Genomic DNA, 16,706 nt, shown 5'->3' with positions numbered 1-16,706 from the left:
TCGAGCATGACCATTCTCGACACCATCCGGGGGCCACGGGACCTGAAGGGACTTTCCGGGGCCGAGCTCGACGAACTGGCAGGGGAGATCAGGGAGTTCCTGGTGCACGCGGTCGCCAGGACCGGCGGCCACCTCGGGCCGAACCTGGGGGTGGTGGAGCTCTCCATCGCCCTGCACCGGGTCTTCGAGTCGCCGGTCGACCGGCTCGTGTGGGACACCGGCCACCAGAGCTATGTGCACAAACTGCTCACCGGGCGGCAGGACTTCTCCAAGCTCCGCGGCAAGGGCGGCCTGTCGGGCTACCCCTCGCGCGAGGAGTCCGAGCACGACATCGTCGAGAACAGCCACGCCTCGACCGCGCTCGGCTGGGCCGACGGCCTGGCCAAGGCGCGCCAGGTGCTCGGCGAACGGGGTCACGTGGTCGCCGTCATCGGGGACGGCGCCCTCACCGGCGGCATGGCCTGGGAGGCGCTCAACAACATCGCGGCCGCGAAGAACCGGCCGCTGATCATCGTCGTCAACGACAACGAACGCTCGTACGCCCCGACCATCGGCGGCCTCGCCAACCACCTCGCCACCCTGCGCACTACCGACGGCTACGAGCGCGTGCTCGCCTGGGGCAAGGACATCCTCCAGCGCACCCCCGTGGTCGGACAGACGCTGTACGAGTCGCTGCACGGCGCCAAGAAGGGGTTCAAGGACGCCTTCGCGCCGCAGGGGATGTTCGAGGACCTGGGGCTCAAGTACGTCGGACCGATCGACGGACACGACATCGGAGCCGTCGAGTCGGCACTGCGACGCGCGAAACGCTTCCACGGCCCCGTGCTCATCCACTGCCTGACCGAGAAGGGCCGCGGCTACGAACCCGCACTCGCCGACGAGGCGGACCGCTTCCACACCGTGGGCGTCATGGACCCGCTCACCTGCGAGCCGCTCGCGCCGTCCAACGGCCCCTCCTGGACCTCCGTGTTCGGCGACGAGATCGTCCGCATCGGCGCCGAGCGCGACGACGTCGTCGCCATCACCGCGGCCATGCTGGGCCCCGTCGGCCTGACGAAGTTCGCGGAGGCCTACCCCGACCGGATCTGGGACGTCGGCATCGCCGAGCAGCACGCCGCGGTGTCGGCCGCCGGGCTCGCGACGGGCGGCCTGCACCCGGTCGTCGCGGTGTACGCCACCTTCCTCAACCGCGCCTTCGACCAGCTCCTGATGGACGTGGCGCTGCACCGGTGCGGGGTGACCTTCGTGCTCGACCGGGCCGGGGTCACCGGCGTCGACGGCGCCTCGCACAACGGCATGTGGGACATGTCGATCCTCCAGGTGGTGCCGGGGCTGCGGATCGCCGCGCCGCGCGACGCCGACCAGCTGCGGGCGCAGCTGCGCGAAGCCGTCGCCGTCGACGACGCGCCGACGCTCCTGCGGTTCCCCAAGGAGTCGGTGGGGCCCGCGATTCCCGCCGTGGACCGGCTCGGCGGCATGGACGTGCTGCTCCAGGAGCCGGACGCGGAGGTGCTGCTCGTCGCGGTCGGGGTGATGGCGCCGACCTGTCTGCAGGCCGCCGAGCTGCTCCGGGAGCGCGGTCTGCGCTGCACCGTCGTCGACCCGCGCTGGGTCAAGCCCGTCGACGCCGAGCTGCCCGGGCTCGCCGCACGTCATCGCCTCGTCGCCGTCGTCGAGGACAACAGCCGCTCCGCCGGGGTCGGCGCGGCGGTCGCGCTCGCGCTGGGCGAGGCCGAAGTGGACGTACCCGTCCGGCGGTTCGGCATCCCCGAGCAGTTCCTCGCGCACGCCAAGCGGGGCGAGGTCCTCGCCGATCTGGGGCTCACCCCCGTCGAGGTCGCCGGCCGGATCAGCGCCGCGCTGACCGCCAAGGAGGGCGCGGACCAGCAGGGTTCAGGCAAGGAGTACAGCGTATGACCAAGGAGTTCGACACCACGGGCGCCAAGGAGTTCGACCTCGGCAGACTCCTCGCCGAGCGGGGCGCGGAACGGTACGAACTGTACGCCCGGCACCTCAACCACCAACTGCCGCGCATGCTGCACACCATCGGCTTCGACAAGGTCTACGAACGGGCCGAGGGCGCGTACTTCTGGGACGCCGAGGGCAACGACTACCTCGACATGCTCGCGGGCTTCGGTGTGATGGGGCTCGGTCGGCACCACCCCGTCGTACGCAAGGCGCTGCACGACGTCCTCGACGCCTCGCTCGCCGACCTCACCCGCTTCGACTGCCAGCCGCTGCCCGGCCTGCTCGCCGAGCAACTGCTGAAGCACAGCCCGCACTTGGAACGGGTCTTCTTCGGCAACAGCGGCACGGAAGCGGTCGAGACGGCGCTGAAGTTCGCGCGGTACGCCACCGGGAAGCCGCGGGTGCTCTACTGCGCCCACGCCTTCCACGGGCTGACCACGGGATCCCTCTCCGTCAACGGCGAGGACGGCTTCCGGGACGGCTTCGCGCCGCTGCTGCCCGACACCGCGGTGCCGCTCGGCGACCTGGACGCGCTGCGCAAGGAGCTGGCCAAGGGCGACGTCGCCGGGCTGATCGTCGAGCCGATCCAGGGCAAGGGCGTGCACGAGCCGCCGCCCGGATACCTGCGCGCGGCCCAGGAGCTGCTGCACCGGCACAAGGCGCTGCTGATCGCCGACGAGGTGCAGACCGGCCTCGGCAGGACCGGCGACTTCTACGCCTACCAGCACGAGGAGGGCGTCGAGCCCGACCTGGTCTGCGTCGCCAAGGCGCTGTCGGGCGGCTATGTGCCGGTCGGCGCCACGCTGGGCAAGGACTGGATCTTCAAGAAGGTCTACTCGTCGATGGACCGGGTGCTCGTGCACTCGGCGAGCTTCGGTTCCAACGCGCAGGCGATGGCGGCCGGGCTCGCCGTCCTGTCCGTGATGGAGGACGAGAAGGTCGTCGAGAACGCCCGGGTCACCGGCGAACTCCTCAGGTCACGGCTCGCCGCCCTCGTCGACCGCTACGAGCTGCTGAGCGAGGTGCGCGGCCGCGGGCTGATGATCGGCATCGAGTTCGGGCGGCCCAAGTCGCTCAAGCTGCGCGGCCGCTGGACGATGCTGCAGGCCGCCCGCAAGGGTCTGTTCGCGCAGATGGTCGTCGTACCGCTGCTGCAGAAGCACCGCATCCTCACCCAGGTGTCCGGGGACCACCTGGAGGTCATCAAGCTGATCCCGCCGCTGACCGTGGGGGAGCGGGAGGTGGACCGCTTCGTGGCCGCCTTCACCGCCGTGATGGACGACGCGCACAGTGGCGGCGGTCTGATGTGGGACTTCGGCAGGACGCTGGTGAAGCAGGCGGTCGCGAACCGGTAGGGCCTCTTTTGCCTCCCAGGCAAGAAAGTTGCCCGGGAGGCAAGGCTCTGGCTGAATCAGGGTATGAGCCCTGCCGAGCCCAAGGAGCCCGCCGAGCCGCCCCAGGCGGCCGACGCGCTCCCCGCCGTGGCGCCCCAGCTGCGTGAACTGCGCCGCCGCGCCTCACTCACGCTGGAGGCCGCGGCCCGCACCGCCGGGCTCTCGCCCGCCCATCTGTCCCGCCTGGAGACCGGGCAGCGCCAGCCTTCGCTGCCGATGCTGCTCACGCTGGCACGCGTCTACGGTACGACGGTCTCGGAGCTGCTGGGCGAGACCGTCGCCGGCCGGGACGCGGTCGTCCGCGCCCCGGACATGGAGCCGACCGCGGCGGGCGGCTGGACCTACTGGCAGGCGGGCGCCCCGGGCCGCGGCATGCAGGCGCTGCGCGTGCACGTGCCGCACGGGGCGCAGGGCGACATCGTGCGCGTCCATCCCGGCGAGGAGTGGCTGTACGTCCTGAAGGGGCGGCTGCGGCTGCACCTGGGGGACACCGCGCACACCCTCGCGCCGGGCGACAGCGCGCACTTCGACTCGCTGACCCCGCACCGGATCGCCGCCGCCGACCGGGGCGGTGCCGATCTCCTCTTCGTCCACACGCTGCTGCAGAGCCCCGCCACCGCGCTGTGCCTCGGTGGCCCCACCCAGGGAGACCCGACATGACGGAACCGGAACAGCAGGGACCTGTGCGGCCGGAGCGGCCCGCCCGCAACACCATGGAGGAGAAGCTTCCCCGTGGGCTCTGGGTCCGCCTGATCATCTATGTGGCGGTGGGCCACCTCTTCGCGGCCTTCCTGTACCTGCTGTTCGAGCTGGGCGCGAACAGCCAGTAGCCGCCGCTCAGTCGAGGAGGCGCTCGCGCAGCCGCTCGCGGGTCTCGGCGCTGACCTTCAGACCCGTGGACAGGTAGGTGTCCACGTCGCCCCAGGTCTCCTCGATCGTCTCGTACGCCGCCGCCAGGTACTCGGCGCGGGCGTCGAAGAGCGGGTCGAGGAGCTCCATGACCTCGGGCGACATCGCGTTCGGGGAGCTGTCCGAGCGGTGCACCTTGTAGCGGCGGTGCTTCACGTTCGATTCGAGGTAGTCCGCCTCGATGGCGTCACGCTCCACGCCGACGGCGAGGAGCGTGACGGCTATGGAAAGGCCCGCGCGGTCCTTGCCCGCGGCGCAGTGCATGAGGGCGGGCACGCTGTCCTCGGCGAGCGCGTGCAGCACCTTGCTGTGCTCGGCGGTGCGCTCCTTGATGATCGTGCGGTACGCGACCGCCATCCGGTCGGCGCCCCGGCCGCCGGAGAGGATCGAGCGCAGCTGGTCGAGGTCGCCGTCGCGCACCATCTTCCAGAACTCCGCGCCGTCGGCCGGGTCGGTCAGCGGCAGATTCACGTTGCGCACGCCCGGCAGCTCGATGTCCGGCCCCTCCAGGCGCTGATCGGCCTCGTTGCGGAAGTCGAAGACCGTGTGCAGGCCCAGCGAGGAGAGGAACGCGGCGTCCGAGGCGGTGGCGTGCGCCAGGTGCCCGCTGCGGAAGAGCCGGCCCGGGCGGACGCGGCGGCCGTCCACCGTCGGCAGCCCGCCCACGTCGCGGAAATTGCGCACTCCGGCAAGCTCGGGCTCCGACAGCTCTGCCGGCGGGAACTGCTGCGTCACGGGCTCTCCTCGGGCTCTGCGGCCGGCGCGGCTCGCCGGTGGATGCGTCTTTGACGATACGACATGGCTTCCTGGGGCAATCAACCCTCCGCGGGCACCGTCCGGCCCGCTCACCAGGCCGGGGAACGGCGTCAGGCGAGGGGCTCACCGGTCTCCAGGAGGGTCTTGAGGCTGGAGAGGATCGCAGGCCAGCCCTGGCTGCACATCGACTGCAGCGTGCCCGTCCGGTCGAATTCGTGGGTGACCGTCAGCTTCACCTGGTCGCCCTCGGCTTCGAGGTCGAAGGTGACCCGCGAACGGCGCTCGGCCGCGAGCCGCGCGCGCAGCTCCTCGCTGATGCCGTTCGCCTCGGCCCACTGCGGACTGAAGGTGTGCCAGGTGTACGCCAGCTTGCGGTGCGGTTCGTGGACGAGGACGACCTGCTCGGGGTCCTCGGTCGTGGCGCCCGTCTCGGTCCAGGTCATCGGGGACCCGGGAGCCCAGTCGGTGCCGAAGCTCACACCCCAGTACCGGCGGGTGAAGGCCGGGTCGGTCAGGGCCTGCCAGAGCCGCTCCGGGGTGGTGCGGATGTACGTCGTGTACACGAAGGTGCTGCTGTCGGTGCTCTCGGTACTCATGGGCTCCTGCTCCAATGCTGTCTTCAGGTCCGCGAGGGCGTTGGCCCGGTCGCGGTCGAACCGGCTGATCCATCGTTCGGCGATGGCGTTGATCGGAGCGGCGTTCAGGTAGTGCAGCTTCTCCCGCCCCCGGCGCACCGTGGTCACCAGTTCGGCGGCCTCCAGCACGGCCAGGTGCTTGCTCACCGACTGCCGGGCCATGTCGAGGCTCGCGCACAGCTCCCGCAGGGTCTGTCCGTTGCGGTCCCGCAACCGGTCGAGCAGCTGCCGCCGACTCGGGTCGGCCAGCGCCTTGAACGCCGCGTCCATCACGCGTCACCCCCAGTAATGCAGCTGAATGGCTGCATCTCCATGATTGGCAGCCGAATGGCTGCATGTCAACCGGGGAGGGGTGCTGACCTGGCCGAACCGGGCGTCGTGGAGTGCTGACACTTATTCCGAAATTGGGTGAATCTTGACCGGTGGCTTATCTCACGCCCCGTCAACCCCTCCCTACGGTGGCGTAGGTCACTTAGGGAGGTGAAGGATGTGACTTCGTGAGCGCAGAGTCGACAACCTTCATCAATCACCCCATCAACAACGGCGTAATCAACTCCTACGCAGCGGTCGGCGACAGCTTCACCGAAGGCGTGGGCGACCCGGGCCCCGACGGCACCTTCGTCGGCTGGGCCGACCGCCTCGCGGTCCTGCTGGACGACCGGGTGCCCGAGCACACCTTCCGGTACGCCAACCTCGCCGTCCGCGGCAAGCTCCTCGACCAGATCGTCGAGGACCAGCTGCCGCGCGCCAAGGAGCTCGCCCCCGACCTGGTGACGTTCTGCGCCGGGGGCAACGACATCATCCGGCCCGGCACCGACCCCGACGAGGTCGCCGAGCGGTTCGAGCGCGCCGTCGCCGACCTCTCGTCGGCGGTCGGCACCGTCATGGTGACCACCGGCTTCGACACCCGTGGCGTGGCGCTGCTCAAGCACCTGCGCGGCAAGATCGCCACGTACAACATGCACGTCCGTGCCATCGCGGACCGGTACGGCTGCCCCGTCCTCGACCTGTGGTCCCTCAGGACCGTCCAGGACCGCCGGGCGTGGGACGGCGACCGGCTGCACCTCTCCGCCGAGGGACACACGCGCGTGGCGCTGCGCGCCGGTCAGGTCCTCGGGCTCGACGTGCCCGCCGACCCCGACCAGGCGTGGCCGCCGCTGCCGCCGCGCGGCACGCTGGAGGTGCGCCGCGACGACATCCACTGGGCGCGCGAGTACCTGGTGCCGTGGATCGGACGGCGCATCCGGGGCGAGAGCTCGGGGGACCACGTGGAGGCGAAGGGATTCCGCAACCTCGACGCCCTCAAGATGCAGATCGCTCCCTGAGCCGACGAACCGCCCGACGGGCGGCTCTGTGCACAGCAAAGGCGCCCTTCCCGGGGCGCCTTCGGCGTGTCCGGGCCGCTCGGCCGCCGCGCGGGATCCGCATCCGCGTGATGTGCTCCGTCCATGGCCCACGGAAGCGCAGTCGTGCCCACAACCCTCGCCCGTCCGGGGCGGTCTGGACAGGCGGGGACGGATGGCAGACGCTGCGGACAGATGCAGGGGACAGGCGTACGCGCTGCATGGCGTCGCGCGTGCGGAACGGGGGTGGCGTGAAGGAGAACGGAACGGGCGAGGCCGTCTTCGCACGGCTGCGGGCGGAGGACTTCGGATACCTCGACGAGACACGGCAGATCTATCTGGACCACACCGGCGCCGCACCGGTGCCCCGCGGCCTCGTGCAGGCGCAGGCCACGCGGCTCGGCGGCCGGGCCTTCGGCAACCCGCACACCGAGAGCCCCGCGTCCATCGCGTCGACCGAGCTGGTCGAGGAGGCCAGGCTCCGGGTCCTGCGGTTCCTGGACGCCGATCCGGCCGAGTACACGGTGGTGTTCACGGCGAACGCCTCGCAGGCCGTCAAGCTGGTCGCCGAGGCCTATCCGTTCCACCGGCGCTCGGGATCCCTGCTGCTCACCCAGGACAACCACAACTCCGTCAACGGAGTACGGGAGTTCGCGCGGGCCGCACGCGCGAAGGTGGGCCTCGTGCCGTTCGCCGGCGACGAGCTGCGGGTCTCCGCGGCGGCGCTGCGCCGGGCGCTCACCGGACGCCACCGCGGGCTGTTCTGCTATCCGGCGCAGAGCAACTTCAGCGGCGTCCGGCATCCGCTGGAGTGGGTGGCGCGGGCGCGGGCGGCCGGCTGGCACACGCTCCTCGACGCGGCGGCGTACCTGCCGACCGGGAAGCTGTCCTTACGCCGGGTGCCCGCCGACTTCGTGGTCGCGAGCTGGTACAAGGTCTTCGGCTATCCGTCCGGTGTGGGCAGCCTCGTGGCCCGGCGCGAGGCGCTCGCCGGACTGCGCCGCCCCTGGTTCGCGGGCGGCACCATCCAGGTGGTCAGCGCCCGGGCGCGCTGGCACCGCATGGCGCAGGCGCCCGCCGCCTTCGAGGACGGCACCCCCGACTTCCACGCCGTCCCGCAGATAGCCACCGGACTCGACTGGTACGAGAAGGTGGGCGCCGACGCCGTGGCCGCACACGTGAGCCGCCTGACCGGGCGCCTGCTGAAGGGGCTGTCCGGACTCCGGCACCCGGGCGGCCGACCGCTCGTGCGCGTCTACGGCCCGCGCGGCACCGAAGGACGCGGCGGGACGGTCGCCCTGAACGTCCTGGACGCCGGGGGCCGGGTCGTCGACGAGCGGATCGTGGCCCGCGAGTGCGCCGCGGCCGGCATCTCCGTCCGCACGGGCTGCTTCTGCAATCCGGGCGCGGGCGAAGAGGCCTTCACCATCGCGCCGCGCCTGCTGCGGCGCACCGGCACGGGACGGTGGCGCGCCGAGACCATCGACGGGTACATCCGGCGACTCGGACTGCCGTCCGGCGGCGCGGTCCGCGTCTCACCCGGCATCGCCAACGTCACGGCGGACATCGACCGGTTCCTGGAGTTCCTGTACGAGACCTTCGCCGCCGCCACCCCGGTCAGGGGTGAACTGGCCCCCCGTCTGACGTGCTGAGCCGGTGCGCCGACGTCGGACAGCGCCGCCGCAGCACCAGCCAGGCCACGACGAGCAGTGCGACGGCGCACCCGGCGAGGATCACCCAGCCCACCCACGCCGGGCTCCCGAAGCTGTCCCCGTACGAGTCGAGCAGCGTCCTGCCCTCCGGACCGCCACCCCGCCACAGCCCCTCCAGATCGGCCCCGGAGCCGAGCGCCTCGAACGCCCACCTGTTGGTCATCGCGACGCTGATCCAGCGCCCGCCCGCCGCCATGTTCGGCACCGGCACGAACGCCCCGGAGAACAGCACCTGCGGGAAGCACAGCAGCGGGAGCACCAGCGCGGCCTGGCTCGGTTCGGAGACGAGGGCGGAGCAGCACAGGCCGAGCGCGAGCGCGGCGAACGACGCCAGCGCCGTCGTCGCGAACAGGGAGGCGTGCACCGACAGGCCGGCGCTCGGCAGCCGGTCCAGCGCCCGCAGCACCACGAGCAGCAGCGCGTCCGCGAGGAGCAGCACCGGCCCGAGGACGGTGAGCTTGGCCAGCAGATAGGGCCAGAGGCGCAGCACGGTTCTGCGCTCCCGGCGCACGACCGCCAACTCACCGCAGATCGCCGGGAGTCCATAGGCGAGCCCGAAGAAGAACGCGCCGAACGCGATCCAGAACAGCACCATCGCGGAGGCGGCCGGTGCCGGGTGGCCGGGGTCGAAGACGCCCGGGCGGAACAGCAGCGCGAACATCGCGATGATGACGAGCGGCGACCCGATGGTGATGGCGGCGGTCAGCCGGTCGTGCCGCAGGAGCCGCAGATCGCGGCCGGTCAGGACGGCCCACTGGCGCAGTCGGCCGGTCGCGGGGGAGAAGCGGGGGCGTGCGGCGGGCGCCCGCGGTTCGTCCCGGGGTGGCGACCCACCGTCCGCTACCGGCGCCTCCACGGAGTACAGGGCCTCGAACGTCCCGTCGGGCGACAGCCGCAGCAACTCGGCCGGGGTGCCCGAGGGGCCGGGTCTGCCGTTCGGCGCGATGAACAGCACCTGGTCGCAGTGGTGCAGATCGGCGGGCGTGTGCGTGGTGAACACGACGGTGACGCCGCTCGCCGCCAGCCGGACGAGGTACCGCGCCAGCTGCGCCCCGGCGAGCGGATCGAGTCCGGACGTCGGTTCGTCGAGGAACAGGAGCCGCGGACGGGAGAGCAGCTCGATCGCGATGCTCGCCCGCTTGCGCTGCCCTCCACTGAGCGTCCGCACGGGCTGCCCGGCCGCCTCGGCGAGCCCCAACTCCTCCAGCACGAGCGGTACATCGCCGGGATCGGTGCCGCGCAGCCGGGCCGCGTACTCCAGAGCGGTCCGCAGCGGCAGCGCGCGGTGCACGATGTCGTCCTGCGGCACGAACCCGTACCGCAGCGCCTGCCGCGGTGTCTCCGCGCTGCCGACGCCCGCCGGGGCCCGGACCGAGACCCGCCCGCCGCGCGGCACCCGCAGCCCGGCCAGCACCTCCAGGAGCAGCGTCTTTCCCGCGCCGCTGCCGCCCGCGACGCCGAGCACGCGCCCGGGGCCGACCGTCGGCACGTCGATCCCGGACAGCGCCACCGCGCCGCCCGGCAGCACCAGTTCGACCCCCCGCGCCGAGAGCTCCACCCCGGGCGGCTCCACGGTGGTCACCGGTCGCCCGCCCTCAGCGACTCGGTGATCTCGTCGAGGACGCCGATGTCCTCGATCGTCGCGGGCGCGGTGTAGTCCCGGCCGTCGGCGATCGCCCGGACCGTGCCGCGCAGGATCTTGCCGGAGCGGGTCTTGGGCAGCCGCGGCACGGCCACCACGCGGCGCGGTGTGGCGACGGCGCCGATGCGGGACCGCACCAGGGTGCGCAGCTCGGCCTCGACCTCGGCGGCCGGCCGGTCCACGCCCTGGCGCAGCACGACGAGGCCGAGCGGCAGTTCGCCCTTGAGCTCGTCCGCGACCCCCACCACCGCGCACTCCGCCACGTCCGGGTGGTCGGCGAGCACCTCCTCCATGGCGCCGGTGGACAGCCGGTGCCCCGCGACGTTGATGACGTCGTCGAGGCGCCCCATCACGAAGACGTGGCCGTCCTCGTCGAAATGGCCGCCGTCGCCCGTCAGATAGTGCCCGTGGTAGCGGCTCAGGTAGGTGGCGGCGAACCGCTCGTCGTCGCGGTAGAGCGTGGTGAGGCTGCCCGGCGGGAGCGGCAGGCGCAGGGCCAGGGTGCCGTCCGTGCCGGGCGGGCACGGCTCGCCCGCCTCGTCCAGGACGCGCAGGTCCCAGCCGGGCATCGGCTTGCCGGGCGAGCCGGACTTGGCGGGCAGTGCCTCGATGCCCAGCGGGTTGGCGACGATCGGCCAGCCCGTCTCGGTCTGCCACCAGTGGTCGACGACGGGGATGTCCAGGAGCTCGCGCGCCCAGTGGTAGGTGTCGGGGTCCAGGCGCTCGCCCGCCAGGAACAGGGCGCGCAGCGACGACACGTCGTGCTCGGCGAGGTGCGCCCCCTTCGGGTCGTCCCGTTTGATGGCGCGGATCGCCGTCGGCGCGGTGAACAGGGTGCGCACCCCGTGCTCCGCGACGACCCGCCAGAACGCCCCCGCGTCCGGCGTGCCGACCGGCTTGCCCTCGTACAGGAGCGTGGTGCAGCCGGCGAGCAGCGGCGCGTAGACGATGTACGAGTGGCCGACGACCCAGCCCACGTCGGACGCCGTCCAGAAGACCTCGCCGGGCCGGGCGTCGTAGATGTGCTCCATGCTCCAGCGCAGCGCCACGGCGTGGCCGCCGTTGTCGCGGACGACGCCCTTGGGGGAGCCCGTCGTGCCGGAGGTGTAGAGGATGTAGAGCGGGTCCGTGGCGGCCACCGGCACGCAGTCGGCGGCGGGTGCCGAGCGGACCGCGGCCGCCCAGTCGAGGTCCCGGCCCGCGCGCAACTCGGCCTGTGCCTGCGGCCGCTGGAGGATCACGCAGGCGTCCGGGCGGTGCGCGCACCGGTCCAGGGCGGCGTCCAGGAGCGGCTTGTACGCGATGACGCGGTCCACCTCGATGCCGCAGGACGCCGAGAGCACCACCTTGGGGCGCGCGTGGTCGATGCGGGCCGCGAGCTCGGGCGGCGCGAAGCCCCCGAACACCACGGAGTGCACGGCGCCGATGCGCGCGCACGCCAGCATCGCGACGGCCGCCTCGGGCACCATCGGCAGATACAGGACGACGGTGTCGCCCTTGCCGACGCCGAGTTCGGTGAGCATCCCGGCGGTGCGGGCGACCTCGTCGAGCAGTCCGCGGTAGGTGTAGCTGCGGACCGTGCCGGTGACGGGGCTGTCGTGGATCAGTGCCGTGCGGTCGCCGTGGCCCGCCAGGACGTGCCGGTCCAGGGCGTTGTGACAGGTGTTCAGTTCGCCGCCCGCGAACCACCGGGGCGTGGACGGCGCGTCGGCGTCCAGGACCGCGGCCGGCGGCACGTACCAGTCGACGGCCTCGGCCGCGCGGCCCCAGAAGGCCGTCGGGTCCAGGAGGCTCTCGCGGTGGGCACTCTCGTAACTCGTCGGCCTTGGCAACCGGTCACTCCGCTCTGTCGAGGTGGCTGGACGGCATAGTGGGGCGAACGCCCGCCATCGTAAGGGGAGTCGGCCGGTGAGGTGACAGGGCGGGAGTGGCGCGGGGGCGAGCGGGCGCGCCGGTGCTGGGATGACGGCGAACCGTCCTCCGCAGGGACGGGCAGCCGGAAGGAACCCTCTCGTCATGCGCTCAGTACGTTCCGTACGTTCCGTCAGTGCTCTCGCCCTGGGGCTCGCCGCTCTCGGGCTGCCGGGCGCCCCCGCCGCCGCCCAGGCCGCCCCCGCCGCGGGCCCGGCCGCCGTCGTCGCCCCCGCGCCCGCGACGGTGACCGTGACGGGGGCGGGCAGCGCATCGGCCGCACCCGACATGGCCGTGCTCACCGCGGGCATCGAGGTCACCCGGCCGACCGCGGAGAAGGCGCTCACCGAGCAGAACGCCGCGGCCGAGGCGCTGCTGTCCGCCGTGCGCGCCGCGGGGGTCGCCGAGCGCGACATCAGGACGGAGAACCTGTCGCTGACCGCGGTGTACCGGGACCAGGCCGGCGAGCCGAACCCGTACGAGGCCGGCGGGCGCCTGACCAGGGGTGAGGGCGACCAGCTGATCGGCTACCAGGCCACGCAGATGTTCTCCCTCACCATCCGTGACATCAAGAAGACCGGCGCCGTGGTCCAGGCGGTCGTGGACGCGCCCGGCGACGCGAGCCGCATCCACTCGGTGGCCTTCGACGTCAAGGACCCGCAGGCGCTGCGAGCCAAGGCCCGCAAGTCCGCGTACCAGGACGTCAGGGAGAAGGCCGCGCAGTACGCCGGGCTCAGCGGCCGCCGTCTCGGCCGCCTGGTCTCGCTGGAGGAGAGCGATGGCGGGCGGCCGGGGCCGGTGCCGGTCCCGGTGGCCTCCTTCTCGAAGGAGGGGGTGCCGGTCGCGCCGGGACGGATCCAGGACGAGGTCTCGGTGACGGCGGTGTACGAGCTCCGATGACCGTGGGGGGCCGTCTCCCCTGCCCCGCAGGACTCAGCCGGAGCCGGTGGACATAATGGGGAGGCCCATTCACCCCCCTCAGGAGGTCCCGTGTCCCGGTCCCTGTTCCCCGGGCTGCGCTCGCTGCGGTCCGCGCCTTTCGGAGCGGATCCCGCGGGTGCCCGGCTGGCTCGAATCCGCAGGTCGCCGAATTTCTCGGTGGCCGAGGGGTCCTTCCAGAACCCCGTGGGGGCACGCACCCGGCCGACCGGTTCGTCCCTGGAGTTCGCCAAGATCTACTTCCGCAAGGAGGAGCGCGTACGCCGCGGGCCCGCCGGTACGGTCCCGGTGCACGCCACGACCCTTGCCGACCTCGCCAAGCCGCCGGTCGACGGCCTGCGGGTCACCTGGATGGGGCACTCCAGTGTCCTGGTCGAGATCGACGGGCAGCGGGTCCTCTTCGACCCGGTGTGGGGCGAACGGTGTTCGCCGTTCTCCTTCGCCGGGCCCAAGCGGCTGCACCCGGTGCCGGTGCCGCTGGAGGCGCTCGGCCCGGTCGACGTCGTGGTGATCTCGCACGACCACTACGACCACCTGGACATGCCCACGATCAAGGCCCTCACCGGCACGGACACGGTGTTCGCGGTGCCGCTCGGCGTCGGCGCCCATCTGGAGCGGTGGGGCGTGCCGGCCGACCGGCTCCGCGAGCTGGACTGGCACGAGTCGGCGAAGGTGGCGGGGCTGACCCTCACGGCCACCCCCGCCCGGCACTTCTGCGGCCGTGGCCTGCGAAACCAGCAGCACACGCTCTGGGCGTCCTGGGTGGTGGCCGGGTCGGAGCACCGCGTGTACCACAGCGGTGACACGGGCTACTTCGACGGCTTCCGGGAGATCGGCGCCGAGCACGGTCCTTTCGACGCCACGATGATCCAGATCGGCGCCTACAGCGACTTCTGGCCCGACATCCACATGACGCCCGAGGAAGGCGTGCGGGCCCACCTGGACCTCCAGGGCGGACAGCCGCGGGGCGTGCTCCTGCCGATCCACTGGGGGACCTTCAACCTCGCCCCGCACGCCTGGTCGGAGCCGGGCGAGGGCACCATGGCCGCGGCGCGCCGCCAGGGCGTCGCCCTCGCGCTGCCCTGCCCCGGCGAACCCTTCGAGCCCGGTGCGCGGTCCGTGCCCGAAGCGCCCTGGTGGCGCGGCGTCGCGCGCACGCCGGAAGGCGGCTGGCCGGAGCCGGCCGCGGCGGACGGCGGCGGGGCGGCCGGGACGCGCCCGTCTGGCACCGGTGAGCCCGAGGCGGCGCCGGTCGGATAGCGCGGCTTCGGCTTACGTTGTCCTGCGGTCCTGCGGTCCTGCGGCTCACGCCGCGCGTGCGCGGTGTCTGCGTACCGCGTCGCGGTTGGCACAGCGCTGGGAGCAGTAGCGCTGCCGCCCCGTGCGCGAGGTGTCGGCGAAGATCGTGACGCACTCCGTCACGGCGCACCGCCGCAGCCGGTGCATGCCCCGCCCCGCCAGATGCAGCGCGGTGCCCACCGCGATCAGTGAGGACAGCAGGGCGCCGAGCGGCTGCCGCTCCTCGCGGTAGTGCAGGTGCCAGCCGCTGTCCGCGTGGTCGGTCAGCCGCGGATGGGCGGCGGCCCCGGCCAGCATGGCGTTGACCAGTGCGGCCCGCTCGTGCTCGGCGGTGGCGTCGACGACCTTCTCCCAGGCGTCCAGGGTGTCCTGGGTGCGCAGCAAGTCGTCGCGTACGACAGGGCGCTCCAGCGTCAGTCCGGCGGCGCGGCACCGGTCCGCGAGCTCCTCGGCGCTGCGCGGACGGTGGTTGGCCAGCGCGGCGGCCAGGTTCACGGCGTCCTCGCCGTAAGGGTTGAGGTGCATGGCGCCATTACAGCAGGAGTGCGGGGCGCGGCGGCGGTACCGGAACCGTCCCTGCGTGCGAGACGAATCGGACCTGCGTGCGAGGTGTCATACCAGAGCGGGACGCTGCCCCGCAGACTTTGTCAACTGCCCACCGCACGTGATGCGTTGCCGACTACCGTGAGTGGCCGTCGGGCAACGCAGTGATCACGACGCAGGGCTGACGTCGCGACCTGTCGGCCGGCACGGCGATGCCGCAACCACGCCGCAAAGGGGAGTCGGGCCGAGCGCCCGACCCTCGTCGCAACGTACCGAGGACGCAGATGTCTCACCTACGCGCACCGGCCGCCCGCGCAGACCGCCGCGAGGGCGGCCGGCACGGCAGGCCCGGCAGCCGGGCCGCCGCACTGCCCGAGACCCAGATACGGCCGCAGCTCCTGCGCATCGCCGTGCTGCCGGCCGTCGCCGTGGGCCTGAGCGCCTGCGCGGCCGTGCTCTTCACCCTCCGCTCGACCGGCGCCCGGCCGGACCCCGTCCTGCTCGCCGTCCTGACCGCGGCCGCCCTGGTCGGCCTGGCCGGGATCGTGACGGCCGCCATTGCCGCCGAGCGCGCAGCGAAGTCCGTGCGCGACCGGGTCGTCATGCTGCGCCGCGCCACTGCCCGCGGCCAGGCCGAACTGCGCGAAGTCGTCGAACAGTTGCGCCGCGGCGACCAGCCGCGGACCCCCGGCGCCCCGGCCAGGACCAGGGCCGGTGGCGACGAGTTCGACCAGCTCGCCGACGAGCTGACCCGCGCCCAGGACGCCGCCGTCGGCGCCGTCGTGCAGGCCTCACAGCTTTCCAGCCACGCGGGCAGCGAACAGAAGGTCGAGGTCTTCGTCAACCTCGCCCGGCGGCTGCAGTCGCTCGTGCACCGCGAGATCTCCCTGCTCGACGAGTTGGAGAACGAGGTCGAGGACCCCGAGCTGCTCAAGGGCCTCTTCCACGTCGACCACCTCGCGACCCGCATCCGGCGGCACGCCGAGAACCTCGCCGTGCTCGGCGGCGCCGTCTCGCGCCGCCAGTGGAGCAACCCGGTCTCCATGACCGAAGTGATGCGCTCGGCCATCGCGGAGGTCGAGCAGTACTCACGCGTCAAGCTGGTGCCGCCGATCGAGGGCACCCTGCGCGGCCACGCCGTCGCCGACGTCATCCACCTGCTCGCCGAACTCGTCGAGAACGCCACGGTGTTCTCCGCCCCGCACACCCAGGTCCTGCTGCGCGCCAACCTCGTGACCGCCGGGATCGCCGTGGAGGTCGAGGACCGCGGCCTCGGCATGCCCGTCACCGAGCAGAACAAGATGAACCGCCTCCTCACCGACCCCGACCAGGTCGACGTCGCGAGTCTGCTGCAGGACGGCCGCATCGGCCTCTTCGTGGTCTCCGCGCTCGCCCGCAGGCACGGCGTCGCGGTGCGGTTGCAGACCAACATCTACGGCGGCGTCCAGGCCGTACTGATCCTGCCGCAGGACCTGTTGGGCGCCGAGCAGCAGGCCGACCCGGTCACCCGCCGCCGCCCGGCGGCCGAAGCGGCGTCGCGAGGCGCCGCCGCGGACGCGGGGGAAACAGCGGGCGACGGCGCGCGTGCTGTCGTACCTGACGACGTGCCCGCCTGGCCGGACGCCACCCCTCAGCCCCAGCCCCAGTCCCAGACC

14 protein-coding genes are annotated in these 16,706 nt (G+C 72.6%); 9 read left to right on the top strand and 5 right to left on the bottom strand.

Annotation, left to right across the window (positions count from 1 at the left end):
* Positions 1–6: 6 nt before the first annotated feature.
* The 4 genes from dxs to AOK03_RS04215 all read left to right on the top strand — a co-directional run bounded on the left by dxs (position 7) and on the right by AOK03_RS04215 (position 4,192).
* Positions 7–1,917 (top strand): 1-deoxy-D-xylulose-5-phosphate synthase, encoded by a 1,911-nt coding sequence (gene dxs / locus AOK03_RS04230; RefSeq protein ID WP_055563779.1) that lies wholly within the window; start codon positions 7–9, stop codon positions 1,915–1,917.
* Entirely contained in the window at positions 1,914–3,323 is a 1,410-nt protein-coding gene (locus AOK03_RS04225) for an aspartate aminotransferase family protein (RefSeq protein WP_055563778.1), read from the top strand. The genes dxs and AOK03_RS04225 overlap by 4 nt, the downstream gene beginning before the upstream one ends.
* A gap of 63 nt (positions 3,324–3,386) precedes the next feature.
* Positions 3,387–4,022, top strand: coding sequence for a helix-turn-helix domain-containing protein (locus tag AOK03_RS04220; RefSeq protein WP_055563777.1), 636 nt, complete (start codon positions 3,387–3,389; stop codon positions 4,020–4,022).
* Between the two features lie 53 nt (positions 4,023–4,075).
* Positions 4,076–4,192: a DUF6126 family protein gene (locus AOK03_RS04215; RefSeq protein ID WP_055563821.1), complete on the top strand. Its 117-nt coding sequence runs from the start codon at positions 4,076–4,078 to the stop codon at positions 4,190–4,192.
* Positions 4,193–4,199: 7 nt separating this feature from the next.
* Here the strand turns inward: AOK03_RS04215 and AOK03_RS04210 are convergent, their stop codons facing one another.
* Both AOK03_RS04210 and AOK03_RS04205 read right to left on the bottom strand, forming a co-directional pair.
* The gene (locus AOK03_RS04210) at positions 4,200–5,006 is read right to left on the bottom strand and encodes a tyrosine-protein phosphatase (RefSeq protein ID WP_055563776.1); all 807 of its coding nucleotides are present in this window, start codon (positions 5,004–5,006) and stop codon (positions 4,200–4,202) included.
* Positions 5,007–5,137: 131 nt separating this feature from the next.
* Positions 5,138–5,932, bottom strand: coding sequence for an ArsR/SmtB family transcription factor (locus AOK03_RS04205; RefSeq protein WP_055563775.1), 795 nt, complete (start codon positions 5,930–5,932; stop codon positions 5,138–5,140).
* 227 nt (positions 5,933–6,159) lie between these two features.
* Here AOK03_RS04205 and AOK03_RS04200 point away from each other — a divergent pair, with 227 nt between their 5' ends.
* Together AOK03_RS04200 and AOK03_RS04195 are read left to right on the top strand one after the other, a co-directional pair.
* The gene (locus tag AOK03_RS04200) at positions 6,160–6,987 is read left to right on the top strand and encodes an SGNH/GDSL hydrolase family protein (protein WP_244177475.1); all 828 of its coding nucleotides are present in this window, start codon (positions 6,160–6,162) and stop codon (positions 6,985–6,987) included.
* A gap of 269 nt (positions 6,988–7,256) precedes the next feature.
* Positions 7,257–8,657 carry an aminotransferase class V-fold PLP-dependent enzyme gene (locus AOK03_RS04195; RefSeq protein ID WP_244177474.1) on the top strand — a complete coding sequence of 467 codons (1,401 nt, stop codon included), beginning with the start codon at positions 7,257–7,259 and terminating at the stop codon, positions 8,655–8,657.
* On the opposite strand, the gene AOK03_RS04190 is transcribed toward AOK03_RS04195, so the two are convergent.
* Positions 8,623–10,299: an ABC transporter ATP-binding protein/permease gene (locus AOK03_RS04190; protein WP_063792417.1), complete on the bottom strand. Its 1,677-nt coding sequence runs from the start codon at positions 10,297–10,299 to the stop codon at positions 8,623–8,625. The genes AOK03_RS04195 and AOK03_RS04190 overlap by 35 nt on opposite strands.
* Positions 10,296–12,191, bottom strand: coding sequence for a propionyl-CoA synthetase (locus tag AOK03_RS04185; RefSeq protein ID WP_055563773.1), 1,896 nt, complete (start codon positions 12,189–12,191; stop codon positions 10,296–10,298). Before AOK03_RS04185 ends, AOK03_RS04190 begins: the two co-directional genes overlap by 4 nt.
* A 184-nt stretch (positions 12,192–12,375) precedes the next feature.
* Here AOK03_RS04185 and AOK03_RS04180 point away from each other — a divergent pair, with 184 nt between their 5' ends.
* Both AOK03_RS04180 and AOK03_RS04175 read left to right on the top strand, forming a co-directional pair.
* Complete coding sequence (locus tag AOK03_RS04180) at positions 12,376–13,170, top strand: SIMPL domain-containing protein (protein ID WP_055563772.1); 795 nt, start codon at positions 12,376–12,378, stop codon at positions 13,168–13,170.
* Between the two features lie 90 nt (positions 13,171–13,260).
* On the top strand, positions 13,261–14,469 hold the full coding sequence (locus AOK03_RS04175; protein WP_055563771.1) for an MBL fold metallo-hydrolase: 1,209 nt from the start codon (positions 13,261–13,263) through the stop codon (positions 14,467–14,469).
* Between the two features lie 45 nt (positions 14,470–14,514).
* Here AOK03_RS04175 and AOK03_RS04170 read toward each other — a convergent pair whose 3' ends face one another.
* Positions 14,515–15,033 (bottom strand): CGNR zinc finger domain-containing protein, encoded by a 519-nt coding sequence (locus AOK03_RS04170; RefSeq protein WP_055563770.1) that lies wholly within the window; start codon positions 15,031–15,033, stop codon positions 14,515–14,517.
* Between the two features lie 302 nt (positions 15,034–15,335).
* Between AOK03_RS04170 and AOK03_RS04165 the strand changes: the two genes are divergently transcribed.
* The coding region (locus tag AOK03_RS04165) for a sensor histidine kinase (RefSeq protein WP_055563769.1) at positions 15,336–16,706 on the top strand (1,371 nt) is incomplete at its 3' end.

This window comes from Streptomyces atriruber (assembly GCF_001418325.1).
GTDB classification, from domain to species: domain Bacteria; phylum Actinomycetota; class Actinomycetes; order Streptomycetales; family Streptomycetaceae; genus Streptomyces; species Streptomyces atriruber.
This window is presented reverse-complemented; position numbering and strand designations above follow the sequence as displayed.